The organism is Arthrobacter sp. zg-Y820, assembly GCF_030142155.1.
Classification (GTDB): domain Bacteria; phylum Actinomycetota; class Actinomycetes; order Actinomycetales; family Micrococcaceae; genus Arthrobacter_B.
In genome coordinates, this window is record NZ_CP126247.1 from 1,955,767 (window position 1) to 1,973,588 (window position 17,822).

The 17,822-nt window shown below is 65.5% G+C and carries 15 protein-coding genes and 1 pseudogene; 7 read left to right on the forward strand and 9 right to left on the reverse strand.

From position 1 onward, the window contains the following. Positions 1–99: 99 nt before the first annotated feature. The 6 genes from QNO08_RS08870 (at position 100) to QNO08_RS08895 (ending at position 8,024) form a co-directional block, all read left to right on the forward strand. On the forward strand, positions 100–189 hold the full coding sequence (locus QNO08_RS08870) for a potassium-transporting ATPase subunit F (protein WP_229965910.1): 90 nt from the start codon (positions 100–102) through the stop codon (positions 187–189). After that, positions 189–1,850, forward strand: a complete 1,662-nt coding sequence (gene kdpA / locus QNO08_RS08875) for a potassium-transporting ATPase subunit KdpA (protein WP_229965909.1) — start codon at positions 189–191, stop codon at positions 1,848–1,850. Before QNO08_RS08870 ends, kdpA begins: the two co-directional genes overlap by 1 nt. A gap of 2 nt (positions 1,851–1,852) precedes the next feature. Continuing rightward, entirely contained in the window at positions 1,853–4,096 is a 2,244-nt protein-coding gene (kdpB, locus tag QNO08_RS08880; protein WP_229965908.1) for a potassium-transporting ATPase subunit KdpB, read from the forward strand. 88 nt (positions 4,097–4,184) lie between these two features. Beyond that, positions 4,185–4,793, forward strand: coding sequence for a potassium-transporting ATPase subunit KdpC (gene kdpC / locus QNO08_RS08885; protein ID WP_229965907.1), 609 nt, complete (start codon positions 4,185–4,187; stop codon positions 4,791–4,793). A 4-nt stretch (positions 4,794–4,797) separates the two neighbouring features. Beyond that, the gene (locus QNO08_RS08890; RefSeq protein ID WP_229965906.1) at positions 4,798–7,344 is read left to right on the forward strand and encodes a DUF4118 domain-containing protein; all 2,547 of its coding nucleotides are present in this window, start codon (positions 4,798–4,800) and stop codon (positions 7,342–7,344) included. After that, a complete protein-coding gene (locus QNO08_RS08895) occupies positions 7,341–8,024 on the forward strand; it encodes a response regulator (protein WP_229965905.1) in 684 nt (227 codons plus the stop codon). The genes QNO08_RS08890 and QNO08_RS08895 overlap by 4 nt, the downstream gene beginning before the upstream one ends. Positions 8,025–8,071: 47 nt before the next feature. Here QNO08_RS08895 and QNO08_RS08900 read toward each other — a convergent pair whose 3' ends face one another. Beyond that, positions 8,072–10,426, reverse strand: coding sequence for an alkaline phosphatase (locus QNO08_RS08900; RefSeq protein ID WP_229965904.1), 2,355 nt, complete (start codon positions 10,424–10,426; stop codon positions 8,072–8,074). Between the two features lie 198 nt (positions 10,427–10,624). Here QNO08_RS08900 and QNO08_RS08905 point away from each other — a divergent pair. Next, a pseudogene (locus QNO08_RS08905) lies at positions 10,625–10,771 on the forward strand (sugar O-acetyltransferase); the annotation flags it as partial. 26 nt (positions 10,772–10,797) lie between these two features. Here QNO08_RS08905 and QNO08_RS08910 read toward each other — a convergent pair. The 8 genes from QNO08_RS08910 to QNO08_RS08945 all read right to left on the reverse strand — a co-directional run bounded on the left by QNO08_RS08910 (position 10,798) and on the right by QNO08_RS08945 (position 17,747). Beyond that, entirely contained in the window at positions 10,798–11,028 is a 231-nt protein-coding gene (locus QNO08_RS08910; protein ID WP_229965903.1) for a helix-turn-helix domain-containing protein, read from the reverse strand. Continuing rightward, positions 11,028–11,669 (reverse strand): hypothetical protein, encoded by a 642-nt coding sequence (locus QNO08_RS08915; protein ID WP_229965902.1) that lies wholly within the window; start codon positions 11,667–11,669, stop codon positions 11,028–11,030. The genes QNO08_RS08910 and QNO08_RS08915 overlap by 1 nt, the downstream gene beginning before the upstream one ends. Before the next feature lie 77 nt (positions 11,670–11,746). After that, a complete protein-coding gene (locus QNO08_RS08920; protein WP_229965901.1) occupies positions 11,747–12,481 on the reverse strand; it encodes a DUF72 domain-containing protein in 735 nt (244 codons plus the stop codon). A gap of 57 nt (positions 12,482–12,538) precedes the next feature. Continuing rightward, positions 12,539–13,159, reverse strand: coding sequence for an L-threonylcarbamoyladenylate synthase (locus QNO08_RS08925; RefSeq protein WP_229965900.1), 621 nt, complete (start codon positions 13,157–13,159; stop codon positions 12,539–12,541). A gap of 247 nt (positions 13,160–13,406) precedes the next feature. Continuing rightward, positions 13,407–14,957 (reverse strand): HNH endonuclease signature motif containing protein, encoded by a 1,551-nt coding sequence (locus tag QNO08_RS08930; RefSeq protein ID WP_229965899.1) that lies wholly within the window; start codon positions 14,955–14,957, stop codon positions 13,407–13,409. A gap of 419 nt (positions 14,958–15,376) precedes the next feature. After that, on the reverse strand, positions 15,377–15,916 hold the full coding sequence (locus tag QNO08_RS08935) for a DNA glycosylase AlkZ-like family protein (protein WP_284155579.1): 540 nt from the start codon (positions 15,914–15,916) through the stop codon (positions 15,377–15,379). Between the two features lie 362 nt (positions 15,917–16,278). Then, on the reverse strand, positions 16,279–17,028 hold the full coding sequence (locus QNO08_RS08940) for an SDR family NAD(P)-dependent oxidoreductase (RefSeq protein WP_229965898.1): 750 nt from the start codon (positions 17,026–17,028) through the stop codon (positions 16,279–16,281). Continuing rightward, positions 17,025–17,747 carry a TetR/AcrR family transcriptional regulator gene (locus QNO08_RS08945; RefSeq protein ID WP_229965897.1) on the reverse strand — a complete coding sequence of 241 codons (723 nt, stop codon included), beginning with the start codon at positions 17,745–17,747 and terminating at the stop codon, positions 17,025–17,027. Before QNO08_RS08945 ends, QNO08_RS08940 begins: the two co-directional genes overlap by 4 nt. Between the last annotated feature and the right edge of the window lie 75 nt (positions 17,748–17,822).

Consider the following 17,822-nt stretch of genomic DNA (forward strand, 5'->3'; position numbering starts at 1 on the left):
TTGATCCCTGGGGGTCCCCTTGCTTGACGTTCTCATTGTGCTGGGCATCGCGGCATTCTTTGCCGCTCTGTTCCTGAGCATCCGGGCGGTGGAGAAGCTGTGATCTTCTTCGACGTCCTCGCGCTGGCCCTGGCGGCAGCCGCAGCAGTTTATCTGCTCGCGGCACTGATCCGACCGGAGCGTTTCTGATGGGCCTCTGGCCGGCCGTGGCCTCCTTCCTCCTCGTCGCCGTGGTGCTCGCAGCGCTCCACCGCCCATTGGGCGACTACATGGCACGGTTTTATACGTCCACCAAGGACCTCGCCGTTGAACGCGGCTTTTACCGCCTCATTGGGGTCGACTCCGGATCGCGGCAGTCCTGGCAGTCCTACCTGCGGAGCATTCTGGCGTTCTCGGCTGTTGGCTTGCTGCTGGTCTATGCACTGCAGCGCACCCAGCATCTGCTTCCGGGGTCGCTGGGCCTGCCGGCCGTTCCGGAAGGGCTCGCGTTCAACACGGCCGCATCCTTTGTCGCCAACACCAACTGGCAGTCGTACTCGCCGGAAGTCACCATGGGCTACGCGGTCCAGCTCACCGGGCTCGCAGTGCAGAACTTCCTCTCGGCAGCCGTCGGCTTGGCCGTGGCCGTGGCCCTCGTCCGCGCCTTCGCGGCCCGGAAGGAAACGACCATCGGTAACTTCTGGACCGACATGACCCGTTCCGTGCTGCGCCTGCTGCTGCCCGGGGCTTTCCTGGGTGCGCTGTTCCTGCTCATCGGCGGTGTCATCCAGAACTTCAACGGCTTCACCGAAGTTGCCACCCTCAGCGGCGGCACCCAGACCCTTCCGGGCGGGCCGGTCGCCTCTCAGGAGTCCATTAAGCTGCTGGGCACCAACGGCGGCGGTTTCTTCAACGCCAATTCGTCCCACCCGTTCGAGAACCCCTCGGCGTGGACCAACCTGGTTCAGATTGTGCTGATGCTCGCCATTCCGTTCAGCCTGCCGCGCACCTTCGGCACCATGATGGGTGACCGCAAGCAGGGCTACGCCATCCTGGCCGCCATGGCCGGCATCTTCACGGTCTCGCTGGTGGCCATGACGGCACTGGAATTCTCCGCCGCCTCCGGCCAAGCCGGCTCGATGGAGGGCAAGGAACAGCGTTTCGGCATCGCCGCCTCCGCCCTCTTCGGCACCACCAGCACGGCAACCTCCACCGGAGCCGTGAACGCCATGCATGACAGCTTCAGCCCGCTGGGCGGCATGATGGCCATGCTCAACATGATGCTCGGCGAAGTGGCACCCGGCGGCGTCGGGTCCGGGCTCTACGGCATGCTGATCCTGGCCCTGGTTACCTCCTTCATCGCCGGGCTGCTCGTCGGCCGGACCCCCGAGTATCTGGGCAAGAAGATCGGCCCGCGCGAGATCAAGCTGGCCAGCCTCTACCTGCTGACCATGCCCACCCTCGTGCTCGCCGGCACGGCGCTGAGCTTCGCCGTTCCGGGCATCCGCGAAGACGTGCAGGACACCTCCATTCTGAACCCGGGGCTGCACGGCTTCAGCGAGGTGCTGTACGCCTTCACCTCGGCGGCAAACAACAACGGTTCCGCCTTTGCCGGGCTGACCGCCAACACGCCGTGGCTGAACACCGCGCTGGGCCTGGCCATGCTTCTGGGCCGGTTCCTGCCGATGATCTTCGTGTTGGCCCTGGCCGGCTCCCTCGCGTCACAGGACCGGGTTCCGGTCTCCGCCGGCACCCTGCCCACGCACCGGCCCCAGGCCGTCGTAATGCTGGCGGGCGTCACCGTGATCGTGACTGCCCTGACCTTCTTTCCCGTACTCGCGCTGGGTCCCCTGGCGGAAGGGTTGCTCTGACCATGACCACTCTGACGAAAAACTCCCCATCCAGCCGCGGTAAAAACTCTGCGGGCAAAGCCGGAAACGGTCCGGACCAAACGCCGGACGGCTCAGGGCCCGGCGACGGCACGAAGTCCGGGCGGGGCAGCGGCTTCTCGGCCGCCCAGCTTGCCGCGGCCTTTCCCGGAGCCCTGCGCAAACTCGATCCGCGCATCATGTGGCACACGCCGGTCATGTTCATCGTGGAGGTGGGCGCCGCGCTGATTACCGTCATTGCGGTGGCGGAGTCCGTCACCGGCGGTGCCGGAACCTCCGGCGGCAGCGCGGTGCCGGGAAGCTTCACCTGGCTGATCGCCGCCTGGCTTTGGCTGACCGTCGTCTTCGCCAACCTGGCCGAAGCGGTGGCCGAAGGCCGGGGCAAGGCCCAGGCGGCGTCGCTGCGCGCCACCCGCACCACCACCCCGGCACAGCGGGTTGCCGGCTATGACCCGGCCGGCGATCCGTCGGCCTCCCGCACCGCCAGCGAGGAGGTTGCCTCCGCCGATCTGGTGCTCGACGACGTCGTGGTGGTCACCGCCGGCGGAATCATTCCCGGCGACGGCGACATCATTGACGGCATTGCGTCGGTGGACGAGTCGGCCATCACGGGCGAGTCCGCCCCGGTGGTCCGGGAGTCCGGCGGCGACCGGTCAGCCGTGACCGGCGGCACCCGGGTGCTCTCGGACCGCATCGTGGTCCGCATTACCAGCAAGCCCGGGGAGACGTTCGTGGACCGGATGATCCGTCTGGTGGAAGGGGCAGCCCGGCAGAAAACGCCGAACGAGATCGCCCTGGACATCCTGCTGGCCACCCTGTCACTGATCTTCCTGGTCGTTGTGGTGACGCTGAACCCGCTGGCGGGCTACGCCGGCGCCGCGGTGAGCATCCCGGTCCTGGTGGCCCTGCTGGTCTGCCTGATTCCGACCACCATCGGCGCGCTGCTCTCCGCCATCGGCATTGCCGGCATGGACCGCCTTGTCCAGCACAACGTGCTGGCCATGTCCGGCCGTGCCGTCGAAGCCGCCGGAGATGTCACCACCCTGCTGCTGGATAAGACCGGCACCATCACGTACGGCAACCGGCAGGCAGCGGACTTCATTCCGGTGGCAAGCGCGGACCGGGATGAACTGATCCGCGCCGCCGTCCTGTCCTCCGCGGAGGATCCGACGCCGGAAGGCAAGTCCATCGTGGACCTGGCCGCCGGCCTGCTGGCGGGAACTGACAGCGCCGGAAAGGACAGGCTTCCCGTCAAGGAGGCCGACGCCGTCAGCGTTCCCTTCACCGCGCAGACCCGGATGAGCGGCCTGGACCGTGCCGACGGGTCGAAGATCCGCAAGGGTGCCGGGTCGGCCGTCATGGACTGGGTAACCGAGAGCGGCGGAATCAAGGTTGATGTGCTTTCCGACCTGGCTTACCAGGTGGACAAAATCTCTGCCGGCGGCGGCACGCCGCTGGTGGTGGCGGTCCGCGACGCCGACGGCGGCAGCCGGGTACTCGGCGTCGTGCACCTGAAGGACGTGGTCAAGGACGGGCTGAAGGAGCGCTTCGCCGAGCTGCGCACCATGGGCATCCGCACGGTAATGATCACGGGCGATAATCCGCGCACCGCGAAGGCGATCGCAGCGGAAGCCGGGGTGGACGACTTCTTGGCCGAAGCCACCCCGGAGGACAAGATGGCACTGATCCGCACGGAACAGGCCAAAGGTCAGCTGGTAGCCATGACCGGGGACGGCACCAATGATGCCCCGGCACTGGCCCAGGCCGATGTAGGCGTGGCCATGAACACCGGAACGTCGGCCGCCAAAGAAGCCGGCAACATGGTGGACCTGGACTCGGACCCCACCAAGCTGATCGACATTGTCCGGATCGGCAAGCAGTTGCTGATCACCCGCGGGGCGCTGACCACGTTCTCCATCGCCAATGACGTGGCCAAGTACTTCGCGATCATTCCCGCGATGTTCATGGGAGTTTTCCCGGGACTGGCTGTCCTGAACGTCATGGGCCTGCACTCGCCGGCGTCGGCGATCCTCTCCGCGGTGATCTTCAATGCGCTCGTGATCATCGCCCTGATTCCGCTGGCCCTGCGCGGCGTGAAATACCGCGCCGCGAACGCCTCCGGAATCCTCACCCGGAACCTGCTGGTCTTCGGCGTCGGCGGGGTGGTGGCACCCTTCATCGGGATCAAGCTCATCGACCTGGCCGTGTCCCTGATTCCGGGGTTCTGATGCGGCACCCCGGAGCAGGAACTGACCATCAAGCAGATCAACCAAGCAACCCGCGCGTCAACAACCAGGTCAACAACCAGGGAGCATCATGAGTACCGCACGCACGTCCGCCCGTCAGCTGGGAGTGGCGGTGAGGGCCGCAGTGGTCCTGACGCTGGCCCTGGGCATCGTCTATCCGCTGGCTGTCACCGGGATCGGGCAGGCCGTGGCCAACAACCAGGCCAACGGATCTCCGGTCGCCGTGGACGGCGCCACAGTGGGCTCCGAGCTGATCGGCCAGTCCTTCACCGACGAGGAGGGTGCCGCCCTGCCGCAGTGGTTCCAGTCCCGGCCGTCAGCGGCCGGTGACGGATACGACGGCGGTGCCTCCAGCGGCTCCAACCTGGGTCCCACGAACCCGGACCTGGCAGCGGCAATCGATGAGCGCCGCGAGGCCGTCGCCGCCCTCGAGGGAGTGAATCCGAAGGAGGTGCCGGCAGACGCCCTGACGGCGTCGTCGTCGGGCCTCGATCCGCACATCAGTCCCGAGTACGCGCTGCTTCAGGCAAACCGGGTGGCTGCCGAGCGCGGCCTGGACACCGACGAGGTGCGGGCGCTGGTCGAGGATGCGGTGGAAGGGAGGCAGGCAGGAGCGCTGGGGGAGTCCAGGGTGAACGTGTTGCAACTGAACATTGCGCTCGCGCAGTTGGACACTTAGAAGCATGACACGAGGACAACTCCGGGTATTCCTGGGTGCTGCGCCCGGAGTCGGCAAGACGTACACCATGCTCGAAGAGGGCAAGCGGCTGGCCGGCGAGGGCAGGGACGTGGCGGTGGCGGTGGTGGAAACCCACGGCCGCGCCGCCACGGCAGCCATGGCCGAGGGCCTGGAAACGGTGCCTACCATTGCGGTGGACCATCGCGGCCTGCTGCTGTCCGAACTAAATCTGGATGCGGTGCTGGCCCGGCGGCCGGACTACGCCCTGGTGGACGAGCTGGCCCACACCAATGCCCCCGGCCTGGCCCATGCCAAGCGGTGGCAGGACGTCCAGGCCCTGCTCGCTGCCGGAATCAATGTCCTGTCCACCGTGAACATCCAGCACATCGAGTCGCTGAACGACGTCATCGAGCAGATCACCGGCACCGTGCAACGCGAAACGGTGCCGGACTCGGTGCTTCGGGCCGCGGATCAGGTGGAGCTGGTGGACATTGCTCCGCAGCTGCTGCGCGGCCGGCTTTCTCAGGGCATCATCTATCCGTCCGGCCGGGTGGATGCGGCGCTGTCCAATTACTTCCGGCTCGGCAACCTCACGGCGCTGCGGGAGCTGGCGCTGCTCTGGCTGGCGGACGAGGTGGACAGCGCCCTGAACCGGTACCGGGCCGAGAACGGCATTTCGAACAAGTGGGAGGCACGCGAACGGGTGGTGGTAGCCCTGACCGGCGGGCCGGAGGGACAGACCCTGCTGCGCCGGGGCGCGCGCATTGCCGCGCGCTCCGCCGGCGGGGAGCTGCTGGCCGTCCATGTCACCAGCCCCGATGGGCTGAGGGAAACCCATCCGGGTGAACTTGAAGCCCAGCGGGCGCTGGTGGAAAAGCTCGGCGGAACCTTTCACCAAGTGGTGGGCGGGGAGGTCCCGCACGCCCTGGTGGAGTTCGCCCGCGGCGTGAACGCCACCCAGCTGGTCATCGGTGTCAGCCGCCGGCCGCGGATCTGGGCACTGCTGACCGGGCCGGGGATCGGCGCCACGGTGGTGCGCGAGTCCGGAGACATCGACGTGCACATCGTCAACCACCCCGCGGCCGGCGGACGTCCCGTCCTGCCGCGGCTCGGCGGCGCACTGACGATGCGCCGGCGGCTGTACGGCGGAGCGCTTGCCCTGGCCGGCGGGCCCCTGCTGACCTGGTTCCTGGTGACCATGAGCACTCCGGCTTCGATCACCGGCGACGTGCTCAGCTACCAGCTGCTGGTTATTCTGGTGGCCCTCACGGGCGGCATCTGGCCGGCACTGTTTGCTGCGCTGCTCTCCGGCATCACCCTTGACTACTTCTTCATTCAGCCCCTGTACACGGTTACGGTTGCGACTCCGGAGCATGTGCTCGCGCTGATCCTGTATATCGTGAACGCCGTGCTGGTCAGTTTCGTTGTCGACCGTGCCGCCCGCCGTTCCCGCACGGCCGACCGCGCCGCCGCCGAGTCCGACCTGCTGGCCTCGGTGGCCGGAAACGTCCTGCGCGGAGAAGACGCCCTGGCGGCACTGGTGGGACGCACCCGGGAAGCCTTCAACCTCACCACCGTGCGTCTGCTGGCCGACGACGCCGTGCTCGCCGCTGCGGGCACGGTTCCGGGAACTGCGGCCCCCACCCGGCTGCCGGTCGGGGACCGTGCGGTGCTGGAACTGTACGGCCGCGATCTGGAGGCCTCGGACCGCCGGCTGCTGGCGGTGATCACTGCCCAGCTGGAGGCTGCCCTGGATTTCGGCGACCTTACGCAAACTGCCGAGGGTCTCGGGTCCCTCGCGGCCGCCGACAAGGTCCGCACCGCGCTGCTGGCCGCCGTCGGGCACGACCTGCGCCGCCCGCTCACGGCGGCAACTGCCGCAGTCACCGGGCTGCGGGCCCCGGATGTGCAGTGGAGCGAGCAGGACCGCGCCGAGCTGCTGGCCACTGCTGAGGAATCCCTGGCCACGCTGTCGGGGCTGGTCACGAGCCTGCTCGATGTCAGCCGGCTGCAGGCCGGGGTGCTTGGCGTGAGCCTCGCCCCGCTGGAGACGGCCGAGGTGGTGCTTCCGGCCCTGGAAGAACTGAACCTGGGCCCGGCCGAAGTGGAGCTGGAGATTCCTCCGGACCTTCCGCCGGTGCTGGCCGATTCCGTGCTGCTGCAGCGCGTCCTGGTGAATCTGCTGGCGAACGCGGTGCGGTTCTCCCCGTCCGGATCCAAGGTGGTGCTGGCGGCGAGCGCGTTTGCCGGCCGTGTGGAAGTACGCGTCATAGACTGTGGGCCGGGAATCTCTTCCGACCGCCTGGAAGACGTGTTCGTGCCGTTTCAGCGGCTGGGGGACACCGACAACCTGACCGGACTGGGTCTGGGACTGGCGCTGGCCAAGGGCTTCATGGAAGGAATGATGGGAACGCTGGAGACCGAGGATACGCCCGGCGGCGGACTGACCATGGTGCTGTCCCTTCCCGCGGCCGACATTTCGGGTGCGGCTTCGGGTGCGGATGCGGTTGCGATTGACTCAGCCCCGTCCCGCGAATCGGGTGCCCTGTGAAAATCCTGGTCGCCGACGACGACGTGCAGATCCTCCGGGCCCTGCGCATCACCCTCGCCGCCTACGGCTACGAGGTGGCAACGGCTGCCGACGGTGCCGCGGCGGTGCGCAAGGCCGTGGAAGAGCATCCGGACCTGATCGTCCTGGATTTGGGCATGCCCAGGCTCAGCGGCATGGAGGTCATCGAGGCGGTGCGCGGCTGGAGCCGGGCACCGATCCTGGTCATCTCCGGCCGCACCGACTCTGCCGATAAGGTCCGTGCCCTGGACCTGGGAGCCGACGACTACGTGACCAAACCTTTCTCCACTGAGGAACTGATGGCACGCATCCGTGCCCTGACCCGCCGCACTCCGGCGGCTCCGGAGCAGTCCGAAGTGGTCTTCGGCGACGTCCGGGTGGATTTGGCGGCGAAGTCAGTGGTGCGGATTTCCGACGGTTCCGCCATCCGGCTAACCCCCACCGAGTGGCGGCTGCTGGAAGCACTGGTGCAGTACCCGGGCCGGCTCATCAGCCAGCCTTCCCTGCTCACCGAGGTATGGGGTCCGGGCACCACTGACACCGGCTATCTCCGCCTCTACATGGGACAGCTGCGCCGCAAGCTGGAAGCCGACCCCGCCGTTCCGGTGCACTTCGTCACCGAGCACGGCATGGGGTACCGCTTTGTTCCGGCCCGGGCTTAGCCGGCTTTTCCCAGGTTCCATTCCTCCGGGCGCTTGTCTCTGATGCCTCAGGAGCGGCTGTAAGCCCGCGGCAGCTTCAGGCCGCGTTCCTCCATGACCGAGCGCAGCAGTGTCGGGTAGTCGGTGATGAGTCCATCCACCCCCAGATCCATCAGGGCGTTCATGGCATCCGTTGTGTTGACGGTCCAGGGAATGACCGGAAGACCGGCCTCGTGCGCCTCTTGGATCAGCTGCGCGGTGACAGAAGTGGCGATGGGGGAGAGGACGTCATACCCGGCCGCTGCGGCGGCCAGGGCGGGCGATCCGTTGTAATCGTCGATGTCCATGCCGCCCAGCTGGGGCGCGGCGCCGGGCTGGCCCACCTGCAGGGCAACGGCGTTGTGGGCCAACGCCACCAGCTTCAGGTCCGGCGCGATGTCGGCCACCACGTTCAGGGCGGCCCAGTCAAAGGATTGGATGGTGGTGCGGCGTTCCCGGCCCGAGGCTTCAACCTCCGCGACGACGGCACGCGCCAGGGCTTCCATTTCCGGACCGCCCTCCAGACCATCTTCAACCTTGGTTTCGACGTTGAAGCGGATCTTTCGGGCATCGTAGGCATCGGCGAGCGCATACAAGTCCCGGAGTTCTGCAATTCGGTTACCCTCCACCACCTCCTGGTCGGGATAGCCCGGCAGCTGCTGGAAGCCGCAGTCGAGGGTCTTGATCTGCGCCAGGTCCAGAAGTGCCACACGGTCACCCACATAGGGGAACTCGGGGTCCGCAGGCCGGGCAGGGGCGGTGTCCCGGCACTTCTCCGGCATGATCAAGTCGTCATGCCACACGATCACCTTGCCGTCTTCGGTCAAATGCGTGTCCAGTTCCAAGGTGCTGACCCCAAGCTCCAGTGATCGGGCAAAGGCTGTCAGGGATTCCTCCGTGTATTCGCCGCGTCCGCCGCGGTGTGACTGCAGGTCGAAGCGGGTCTTGGGCTTATTCCAGTCCGGAGGATTACCGCCGCCGCCGCCCTCGCCGTCGCCGTCCGCGCCCGCACGCATCACCTGGACCATGACGTCGAAGATACGAGTGTTTTCGTAGACTCCGTTCAGCAGTTCTGATCCCGGCCCCATGGCCGTGAGGGGAACGTCCAGCGCTGTATGTCCGCCGGTGGTCCAGTCCACCATGAACTGCTGGTTCGAGTTCGCCACCGGCAGCGGGCCGTCCTCGGCGGAGGGGCCGTCTCCGGACTCGTCCGGTTCCTCTCCGGGCTCGGGAACATCGACGGCTTCAATGGTCATGCCGCCGGTCTGGTGATCACCCACGACAATGAGCAGGGTGTCGCCGTCCTGTTCCGCAAAATCCTTGGCGAGGGCCACTGACCGGTCGAACTCGATGCCCGATTCAATCGTGAGCTCGGCGTTGTTCACGTGGCTGAAGGAATCGATGCCTTCCTCCTCGACCATGAGGAAGAATCCGTCATTGCCGCGGCTCCCGTTGTCTCCTTGGGCTCGGTCACCGTTATCGGCGTCGTTGCCGTTGCCGCCATCGCCCGCGCCCCCGGAGCCAAGGATTTCGAGTGCCTTGGACGTCATCTCCGTCAGGGGAACTGTGGGCTGGTACAGGGGTTCGACGTCGTCGCCGTACTGGAACATCTCTTCGTTGGAGAAGAGGCCCAGCAGCATGGGCGAGTCGGCTGCCTGCAGGCCCTCGCGATCCCAAACATATTCGTACCCGAGGGACTGGGCCTCCTCGACGAGATTCCCCTCGGTTCCGGCACTCTGCTCGGACGGATCTTCCGGCGGATTGTCCGGATGGCGCCCCGGGTTTCCGGCCGGATACCAGTGATCCTCGCCGCCACCCAGGATGACCTCGGGCCGGCTGCTCTCCAGGAACTGACGCGCAATGGCACTCTGTTCGTCCCGGTCCGCAACATGGGATCCGAAGGCCGCCGGCGTGGCATCGGTGACGGTGCTGGTGGTCACCAGTCCCGTCGATTTGCCCAGCTCCTCGGCCACTTCCAGAGCCGTCGTGACCGGCTGCTGCTCGAGGTCAACGCCAATGGCGCGGTTGTACGTCTTGACTCCGGTGGCCATGGCCGTGGCGGCCGCCGCTGAGTCCGTAACGAAGCTTTCCGGATCCGCGGAGTTGGTGTGCACCCTGCCGGCGGAGGGCAGGGAATCCATCTCCAACTCTCCGGTTAGTCCCACCAAGGCCAGTCGGATGGCTTCGCGCTGACCCGGTCCCATGCCGTCCCCGACCATCAGGATCACGTTCCGTGCTGCGGGGGACCCGCCGTCGTCGCCTCCTCCCTGACCTTCTCCCGTCCCATGCAGCCCGATGAATGGTGCAGTTCCCAAAACGACGGCGGTTGCCGCCGCCGTCGTCACTGCCCGCAGCGTGTGTTTTCCCGCGATTGCCTGTTTCACAGCGAATTCCTCCCAGAGTGCGATGACCAGCCTGCGATGAATGGACCAGCAGTGTTCTGGTCCAAGTCGGCGTCCCCTGTGCCTCCGTGGCGTCAACAGTTCTCATCTGTGAACTGTCCGTCAAGCGAAGTCGTGGACAGCCGGGCGGGATGCGGCCGAATGGAGGTGTTTCCTGCAGTCCTTCTTGTTTTTCCGGGTCTGACTCCCACCCATCCGGTGGAGCCGCAGCGTTCTGCCGGGCGTCAGGTCGGGGAGAACTCAGTGATTGGCGCAGGAGCCGTGGTTACCCGGGCTGTGCCGGAGAATGTGGTGGTCGTGGGCAATCCGGCGCGGGTGATCAGGACCTCTAGGTGGTTTCCGCTGGGGTCTCTTTACGTTTGGGGTCTCAGGACCAGCAGATCTCCGATGGAGCAGTCCAGGGCTCGGCAGATTGCTGTCAGGGTGGAGAAGCGGATCGCCTTGGCCCGGTCGTTCTTAAGGACTGAGAGATTCACGATGCTGACATCCACTCGCTTGCTGAGTTCAGTCAGCGTCAGCTTCCGCTCAGCCAGCAGTTCATCGAGCCTGCAGTGCACTGATGAGTCCAAGTCAACAGGCGGCACTAGACCAGCCCTTCGCCGTCGCGCTGAAATCTGCTGCCGAGGTGGAAGGCTGCTGCCAGCAGGGCCAGGAATATGCCGAACATCAGGATCACCGCATCCAACGCGCCAAAGACGTAACCGTCGGTGAATGGCGCGTTTCTCAGATCGATGCCCGCGTCGGAGAGGATGCGCTCGTTAATGCTGGCGAACACCGAGGGCAGAACTGCGGATCCGGCAACGATCACAGCGGAAGAGACGCAGAAGCCGAGAGTCATAAGCCGCCCAAACGGCTGGCCCCTGTAGACGCGGAGACAGAGGTAGCCAAGAAACGCGGTAATCAGGGCTGGGACGGTGCACCCAATCCCCATCGTGGCCGACCACATCGACAATCCTTCGGACTCAACGTTTTGCAGTGACAGTTGGTAGCTCTCCGAGGATCCGCTGACGATTTGGGGACTCAGGTGCGTCCAAGCGGAGTCCTGTATTGGAGCTGCGGGCAGGGTTAGCTCCACCCGTCCGGACATTGGCATGATGACCGCGGCGACCGCCGCTCCCAGGCACACGAGAGTAGTAAACCCGGAGATCGACATTCCAATCACCAGCCCAACTTTTTGGGCAGTGCGTGCGCTCTTGCGGGTCAGCGGTATGGATGTTGTTGCCATGGGGTCTCCCTGCGCGGAATGGGTTATCGAATACCGTTAACATAACGGTATTCGATAACTGCGGCAAGGGTTGGTCGCTAGATTCTTTCCTTCAGCAGCGTGCGCAGGGTCCGGGCGTTGCGGACCGCGTGGCCTTCGCCGTCGTTGTTGAAATACACATAGACGTCCTTGCCCAGGGCTTCCCACTCGCGGATCCGGTCACCCCACCAGTGCAGGTCCTCGTCGCTGTAGGAACCGGCGTAGAGGTGCTCCGGGTCGGGGCCATGCATGCGCAGATACACGAACGACGCCGTGGCGCGCAGGTTGCACGGAAGGTGAGCTCCGCTCATGACGGTATACGCGGCGTCGTGCCGTGACAGGAGATCGTAGACGTCTTCGGTTTCCCAACTGGGATGCCGGAACTCCACAGCCACCCTGATCTCCCGGGGGAGTGTAGTCAGGAAATACGCCAGCCGCTCGTCGTCGCGCTCCATATCCGGCGGCAGCTGCACGATCAGGACACCGGCTTTATCGCCGAGTTCCCTCCAGCAGCGGCTGATGCGTCCGATCCATTCCTCGGGGTCGCGAAGCTTGCGGCCGTGGGTCAGTCCCCGCGGCGCCTTGACCGAAAACTGATAGCTGGCCGGCAGCCGCTCACGGTAGGCGGCAAAGGCCGGCTCGCGCGGCCAACGGTAGAAACTTCCGTTGAACTCGACCGTGTCGAATTCCGCGGCGTAAGTTTCCAGCCACAGCCGGTTGGGCAGCCCGGGCGGATACAGCACGTGTCGCCAGTCGTTGTAGCTCCAGCCCGAGGTGCCGATGTGCAATGCCATGGCTCCAGCCTGCCACGGGTTCGGCGGCGAGGCGGTTAGCTTCGCCGCCGGAGTGGTTTACTCGAAGCGCGAGGGATCACCGGTGCCACGGCGGACAATTTCCGGCTCACCGCTGGAGAAGTCGATGACGGTGGTCAGATCCGGACCGCAGAACCCGGAATCGAGAACTGCGTCGACCTGGTGGTCTAGCTGTTCCTTGATTTCCCATCCCTGAGTCAGGGGATCTTCTTCGCCGGGCAGCAGCAGGGTGCTGGAGATCATCGGTTCACCCAATTCTTCCAGCAGCGCCTGGACCAGTTTGTTGTCCGGGATGCGGACGCCCACCGTCTTCTTCTTGGGCTGTGAGAGCCAGCGCGGCACGTCCTTCACCGCCGGCAGGATGAAGGTGTAGCTGCCCGGAGTGACGGCCTTGATGCTGCGGAAGATGTTGTTGTCCATCTGCACGAACTGGCCGAGCTGGGCGAAATCCTTGCACATCAGCGTGAAGTGGTGTTTGTCGTCCAGCTGCCGGATGGCCCGGATCCGGTCCAATGCGTCCTTGTTACTCAGCTGGGCTCCGAGGGCATAACAGGAATCTGTGGGATAGGCGATCAATCCGCCGGAGCGCAGAATCGCAACTACCTGTCCGATGGTGCGTTGCTGCGGATTCTCGGGGTGGATGTCAAAGTATCGTGCCATGTCATGAGCTTACCGCTGCGGGCTGGCACTCCTTGTTGGCCAACGAGGCTGGGCGGCACGGAAGGGGTGGAATCGTGACTCACCTCAGGAGCTTTGGCGGCGGTCATAACTGTGGACGAGGTCTGGCCCACGGAAAGTTTGGGTAGTGGCAACGGCTGCGGTCAGTGGGCTGGTGCCGGCGAGTTGGGTCCCCGGGCTGGTGTCGGGCGAGCTGGGTATCTGAGAGGGCCGGACGGAAGAGCGGCCGTCAGAAGGGTGGCGGGTCGTCGCCGTAGTCGTCCGGGTTCACCGTGTTACGGGCAGACGACGGATCTGGTCCCGCCGTATTTCCTTGAACGGTGTCGTTGTTCGCTGTGATCCCTGGCTGCAGATAACCACCGTTATCGCTACAGGTTTCCCGGGACAGGCTCAGCTGCGGTTCCGTCCGGTAACACCTGCCGCCCGGCGAGGTCCACTCAATCACCCCGGGACGAGGCTGCCTGGCCTTCCAGAACCCTTCGGTTTTGAACATGTGATGCCGCCGGCACAAATGCTCCAAATTGTCATGATCCGTGAGCCCGCCCTGAGCCCAGGGCTTGGTGTGGTCAATCTCGGAAATCACCGCATTGGTCCGGCACCCCGGGAACCGGCACGTCCCGTCCCGCACCCGCAGAACCCGCTTCAATCCGTCGGGAACCTTCCGCCGTTTCCCCACCCGCAGGATCTCCTCGGTGTCCGGATCGCGTTCCACCGGCGTCCATTTCATGGCCTCGCGTGCCATCCGCCGAGCCGTTACGGGACTGATCGGCCCGTACCCGTTCAGCTCGGCCGGCTGATCATCGGCACCGAAGAGGGTTTCGGCGTTGATCAGCACCAGAATCTCCGTCCGAGCCCGGGGACCATGGCCAATCCGGCAGGACCCGGACCCCTTCCCGGAGCGGGAACCGGTATCGGAGTCGGAGCCGGCAGCAGAACCGGAACCCTCACCTTGGCTGCTGGCCTTGTTGCCGGAGCCGGAACCCTTGCTACGGCCCTTGCCCCTCTTTGCTCCCGCGCCTGCGCCACCTGCGTTGCGTCCACCACGGCTACCTTTGCTGCCTTTGCCACGGCCGCCACCACCGTGGCCGCAGTCGTCCCCGCATTCATGGTCGTGGCCCCCGAGCAAGTCCGTGAGGATATCCGTGCGCAACTGATCCACCGTGCGCGTGTCTCCGGCGGCCCGCTCACCCCGGGCCGCAACACTGAGCTGAGTAAAAATGGCTTGGGCTTTCTCGGCCGGCAGTAACGCCGAGAGCCAGGACATCCCGTCCGGCTCCGGACGCACCCACACCGTCCGCTGCTCAAACGCCGTCAACTGCCGCTGCACGATGGTTTCCGGATAGTACTTCTCCCGCAGCCGGTGAGCCTTCGCCCGGAACTGGGTTTTGGTCTGGCCCGCAGCCATCCCCAGCAGCTCCGCCTCAAACCCGGGCAGCTCCGCCGGCACCACTCCCACACACTGCTCCACCAGGATCTCCGCGTGCCCGTAACTGATCTGTCCGGCCTCCAACGCCTTCAGCGTGGCCGTGTTCCTGGTGCAGAGATCACCGGCCTGACTCATCAACGCCTTTCCGGTACCGGTGGGAACTCCCAGAATGGTTGCGGCTTCCTCCGCAGCGAGACTGAACGCCATCTCCGCGTCCCGCAACCCGGTAACGGATAGCGTCTCGTCCTCGTAGACGGTCTGCAGCCGGGACAGGACCCGAGCCTGCTGCGCCTGCACCCACCGCGACAAATGATTGAGCCGGGCCAACACCGTCCCGGTTTGCTCCTCGGTCAACGACTCCACATTCTGCAGGACCAGAGACCCGTTCAACCCATTATCAGGCTCACCTCCGGCAACGCCCGGCTCGGCGACAAAGACGAACCGACTGCAACCTGCAGTCTCACCGCCAGTGCCGGGAGTCCCGGCCGAAGATCCGTTCTGATCCATGACTAAAGACTTTCACCCGGCACTGACATTCCCGGTTCGAGAAGCCACAAAACCACTCCAAAACAGCCCCAAAACAGCCCAAAACAGGCCCTTTCAGGACTCACAAATACCCGACTTTTTCGCCGGACTACCTACGCCCCTTAGCCGATACCTGTGCATGCAATAAGACAGCATCTCTGGTCACAGGTCCGGCCCCCTGCGTAGCGACCGCACCACTCACCACCCTTCGCCCTCCAACCACCACCCACCGACCACCGCGCAGCGGCTTACGACCGTGACACGGCGGCATGGGCTTCCACAGAGAGGAAGCGTCCGTACAACGTGGCCGCCGTCTCGACCGCACGCCTCATCTCCGTACCACTCAGCATTTTTACCCCAGGCAATATCGGGCCCACTCGGTCTGGAAACAATGACACGTCCACGTCGATATTTCCCTTTCGCTCCGAGGCCGACCAGATACCAGCCACAACACCGTCGACAACGACGGGCGACCGGAACAGCCCGTTCTTTCCCGGGCCCACAAATGCTTGGTGCTCGGACGCCAGAATCGGCCCGCGGTCGGCATAACCAATGTGGAACTCATCGAAACCCGGCAGGAGATGGACACGCGGAAAGACCGTCACATCGGCGGGAGGGGGCGTAAGTGTGAGCACGACGACGCCGGCAGCCAGTGCCGCCTCGACGTCGCCGCGAGTGCTTCCCGGCGCCCGTTGGCCGACGCTCCACAAGGCGCCGCCAAGGTTTTGGGCCTGCACGGCCAAAAGGCGGCGAACAGTCTCGGCCGCTCCGACGGGTTCGGATGCCACCAGGAGCTGAGACCGCAGCCGAAGCTGCCGCAGGTCGTTCGCCCTAAATGTTCCCGCGTGACGGCCGGTGCTCCGCGTTCATGCCGCAACCCTACAACTGCGGATCCTGGGGGGACTGACAGGGCGGCCCCGTGGCCGGCAGACGCCCACACGAACAGGCACACAGGCCGGCAGGCGCACACAGGCCGGCAGGCGCACAGGCCGCCAGGCGCACCCAGGTCGGCAGGCGCACAGGCCGCCAGGCGCACAGCCCACCAGACGCACAGACGCACTGGTTCCCACTCTTCGTTCAGCCCTGGGGCTGATGTGACCCCAACAGGTAACAGGGACAACAGAGAGTGGGAACCAGTGCGCGGGTTCTCCTAGTAGAGCTTGATGCTTCCGCCGTCGGCCATCAGCGTCTGGCCGGTCAGGTATCGGGACTCTTCGCTGGCCAGGAAGGCAACGATCGGTGCGATGTCCGTCTCGGGATCGCCAAGGCGGCCCAGCGGAACGCCGTTCACTACTTCCTGGTACTGCTCCGGGTAGGCCTTGCTCCACTGGACGATGCCCGGAGTCAGCGCAACAGGGCTGACAACGTTGACGCGGATGCCGTCGGCTGCCCACTCGTTCGCCGCCGTGCGGGTGATGGCCCGAATGGCTTCCTTCGCTGCAGCGTAGGCCACCTGGTTGGGCAGGCCCTTGATCCCGGCACCGGAACCGAAGTTGATGATGCTGCCCCGGGTCTTCTTCAGTTCCGGATGGGCTGCCTGCATCAGGTACAGGGTGGCCAGGGTTCCGGTGCCGAAGGACAGGTTCCAGATCTCCGGAGTGGTTTCCAGGATCGGCGCCTGCTTGGAGGCATGGGCGTTGTTGACCAGGATGTCCAGGCCGCCAAAGCGGGCAACCGTTTCGGCAACGATCTCGGCAGCACTCTCGGGAAGGGAAATGTCCTTGCGGATAAAGATGATTTCACCGATGTTGCCGAGGTCGGCAACAAGCTTGTCGCCCTGCTCCTGGTCGATGTCAACGACAGCCACCTTGGCGCCCTCGGAAAGGAAGTGGCGCACGATGCCCTGCCCGATGCCGCCGGCGCCGCCGGTGACAATGGCGGTCTTGTTGCTGAGTTTCACTTTTGTTCCTTCTCTAAGCCGGATTGCTTTTCTTGCCGCATCCGGACGGTTGTTGAAAGTTGGGTCTCCACGCCGTGCAGGAAGCCGCTCACAGCAAAGTCCAGCGACCTCCTGGAGGCATCATAGGTAATGCCGCGGCCGCGGAACCGGGCAGTGACGGAATCGGGACTGGCGCCGTCGTCGGCGTTAAGGGGCACGACGGCGTTGGGCCGGGTGGGGCGGTACCGCCCCGGCCCGGGGTTCGCAGCCAGCGCGAGGACGGCAGTGCCGATCACGATGGCCGAGACGCCTACGACGCAGTCAAAACACTCGTCCTCCGACAGGCCGGCCGCTTTGAGTGCCTGCAGCAGCACCTCGAGCTCGGCGGTCGGCGCCATGTCCAGGAGCCGGCTGGGACCCAGGACTATCTGCAGCAGCCACGGATGCCGGTGGAAACCCTCCCACTGCGCCACGGCCATGTGCCGCAGCATCTCCTGCCAGGAAGCCGGTTCCGGAGGCAGCAGGACAAACTCCCGGGCCGCCTCGGCGGCCATGGCCAGCAGCAGGGATTCCCGGTTCTCGACGTGGCGGTACAAAGCCATGGCGGAGACGCCGAGAATCTCAGCGACGTTCCGCATGGACACTGCCTCCAGGCCTTCCCGGTCTGCCAGATCAAGCCCACAGGCCGCGATGGCGGCGGCAGAGAGGGGACCGCGGTGGGCGTCCGGAAGGGGGTTCATGCGTACAGCGTATACCGAATGCCGCCGCAAGATCATGTCTGGGGATCCGCGCCGGACATTGGGCCGATCCTTCGC

Coding starts and splice junctions, on each gene's coding strand:
- kdpA (WP_229965909.1), top strand. CDS start 189: ATGGGCCTCTGGCCGGCCGTGGCCTCCTTCCTCCTCGTCGCCGTGGTG.
- kdpB (WP_229965908.1), top strand. CDS start 1,853: ATGACCACTCTGACGAAAAACTCCCCATCCAGCCGCGGTAAAAACTCT.
- kdpC (WP_229965907.1), top strand. CDS start 4,185: ATGAGTACCGCACGCACGTCCGCCCGTCAGCTGGGAGTGGCGGTGAGG.
- QNO08_RS08890 (WP_229965906.1), top strand. CDS start 4,798: ATGACACGAGGACAACTCCGGGTATTCCTGGGTGCTGCGCCCGGAGTC.
- QNO08_RS08915 (WP_229965902.1), bottom strand. CDS start 11,669: ATGGCAACAACATCCATACCGCTGACCCGCAAGAGCGCACGCACTGCC.
- QNO08_RS08920 (WP_229965901.1), bottom strand. CDS start 12,481: ATGGCATTGCACATCGGCACCTCGGGCTGGAGCTACAACGACTGGCGA.
- QNO08_RS08925 (WP_229965900.1), bottom strand. CDS start 13,159: ATGGCACGATACTTTGACATCCACCCCGAGAATCCGCAGCAACGCACC.
- QNO08_RS08945 (WP_229965897.1), bottom strand. CDS start 17,747: ATGAACCCCCTTCCGGACGCCCACCGCGGTCCCCTCTCTGCCGCCGCC.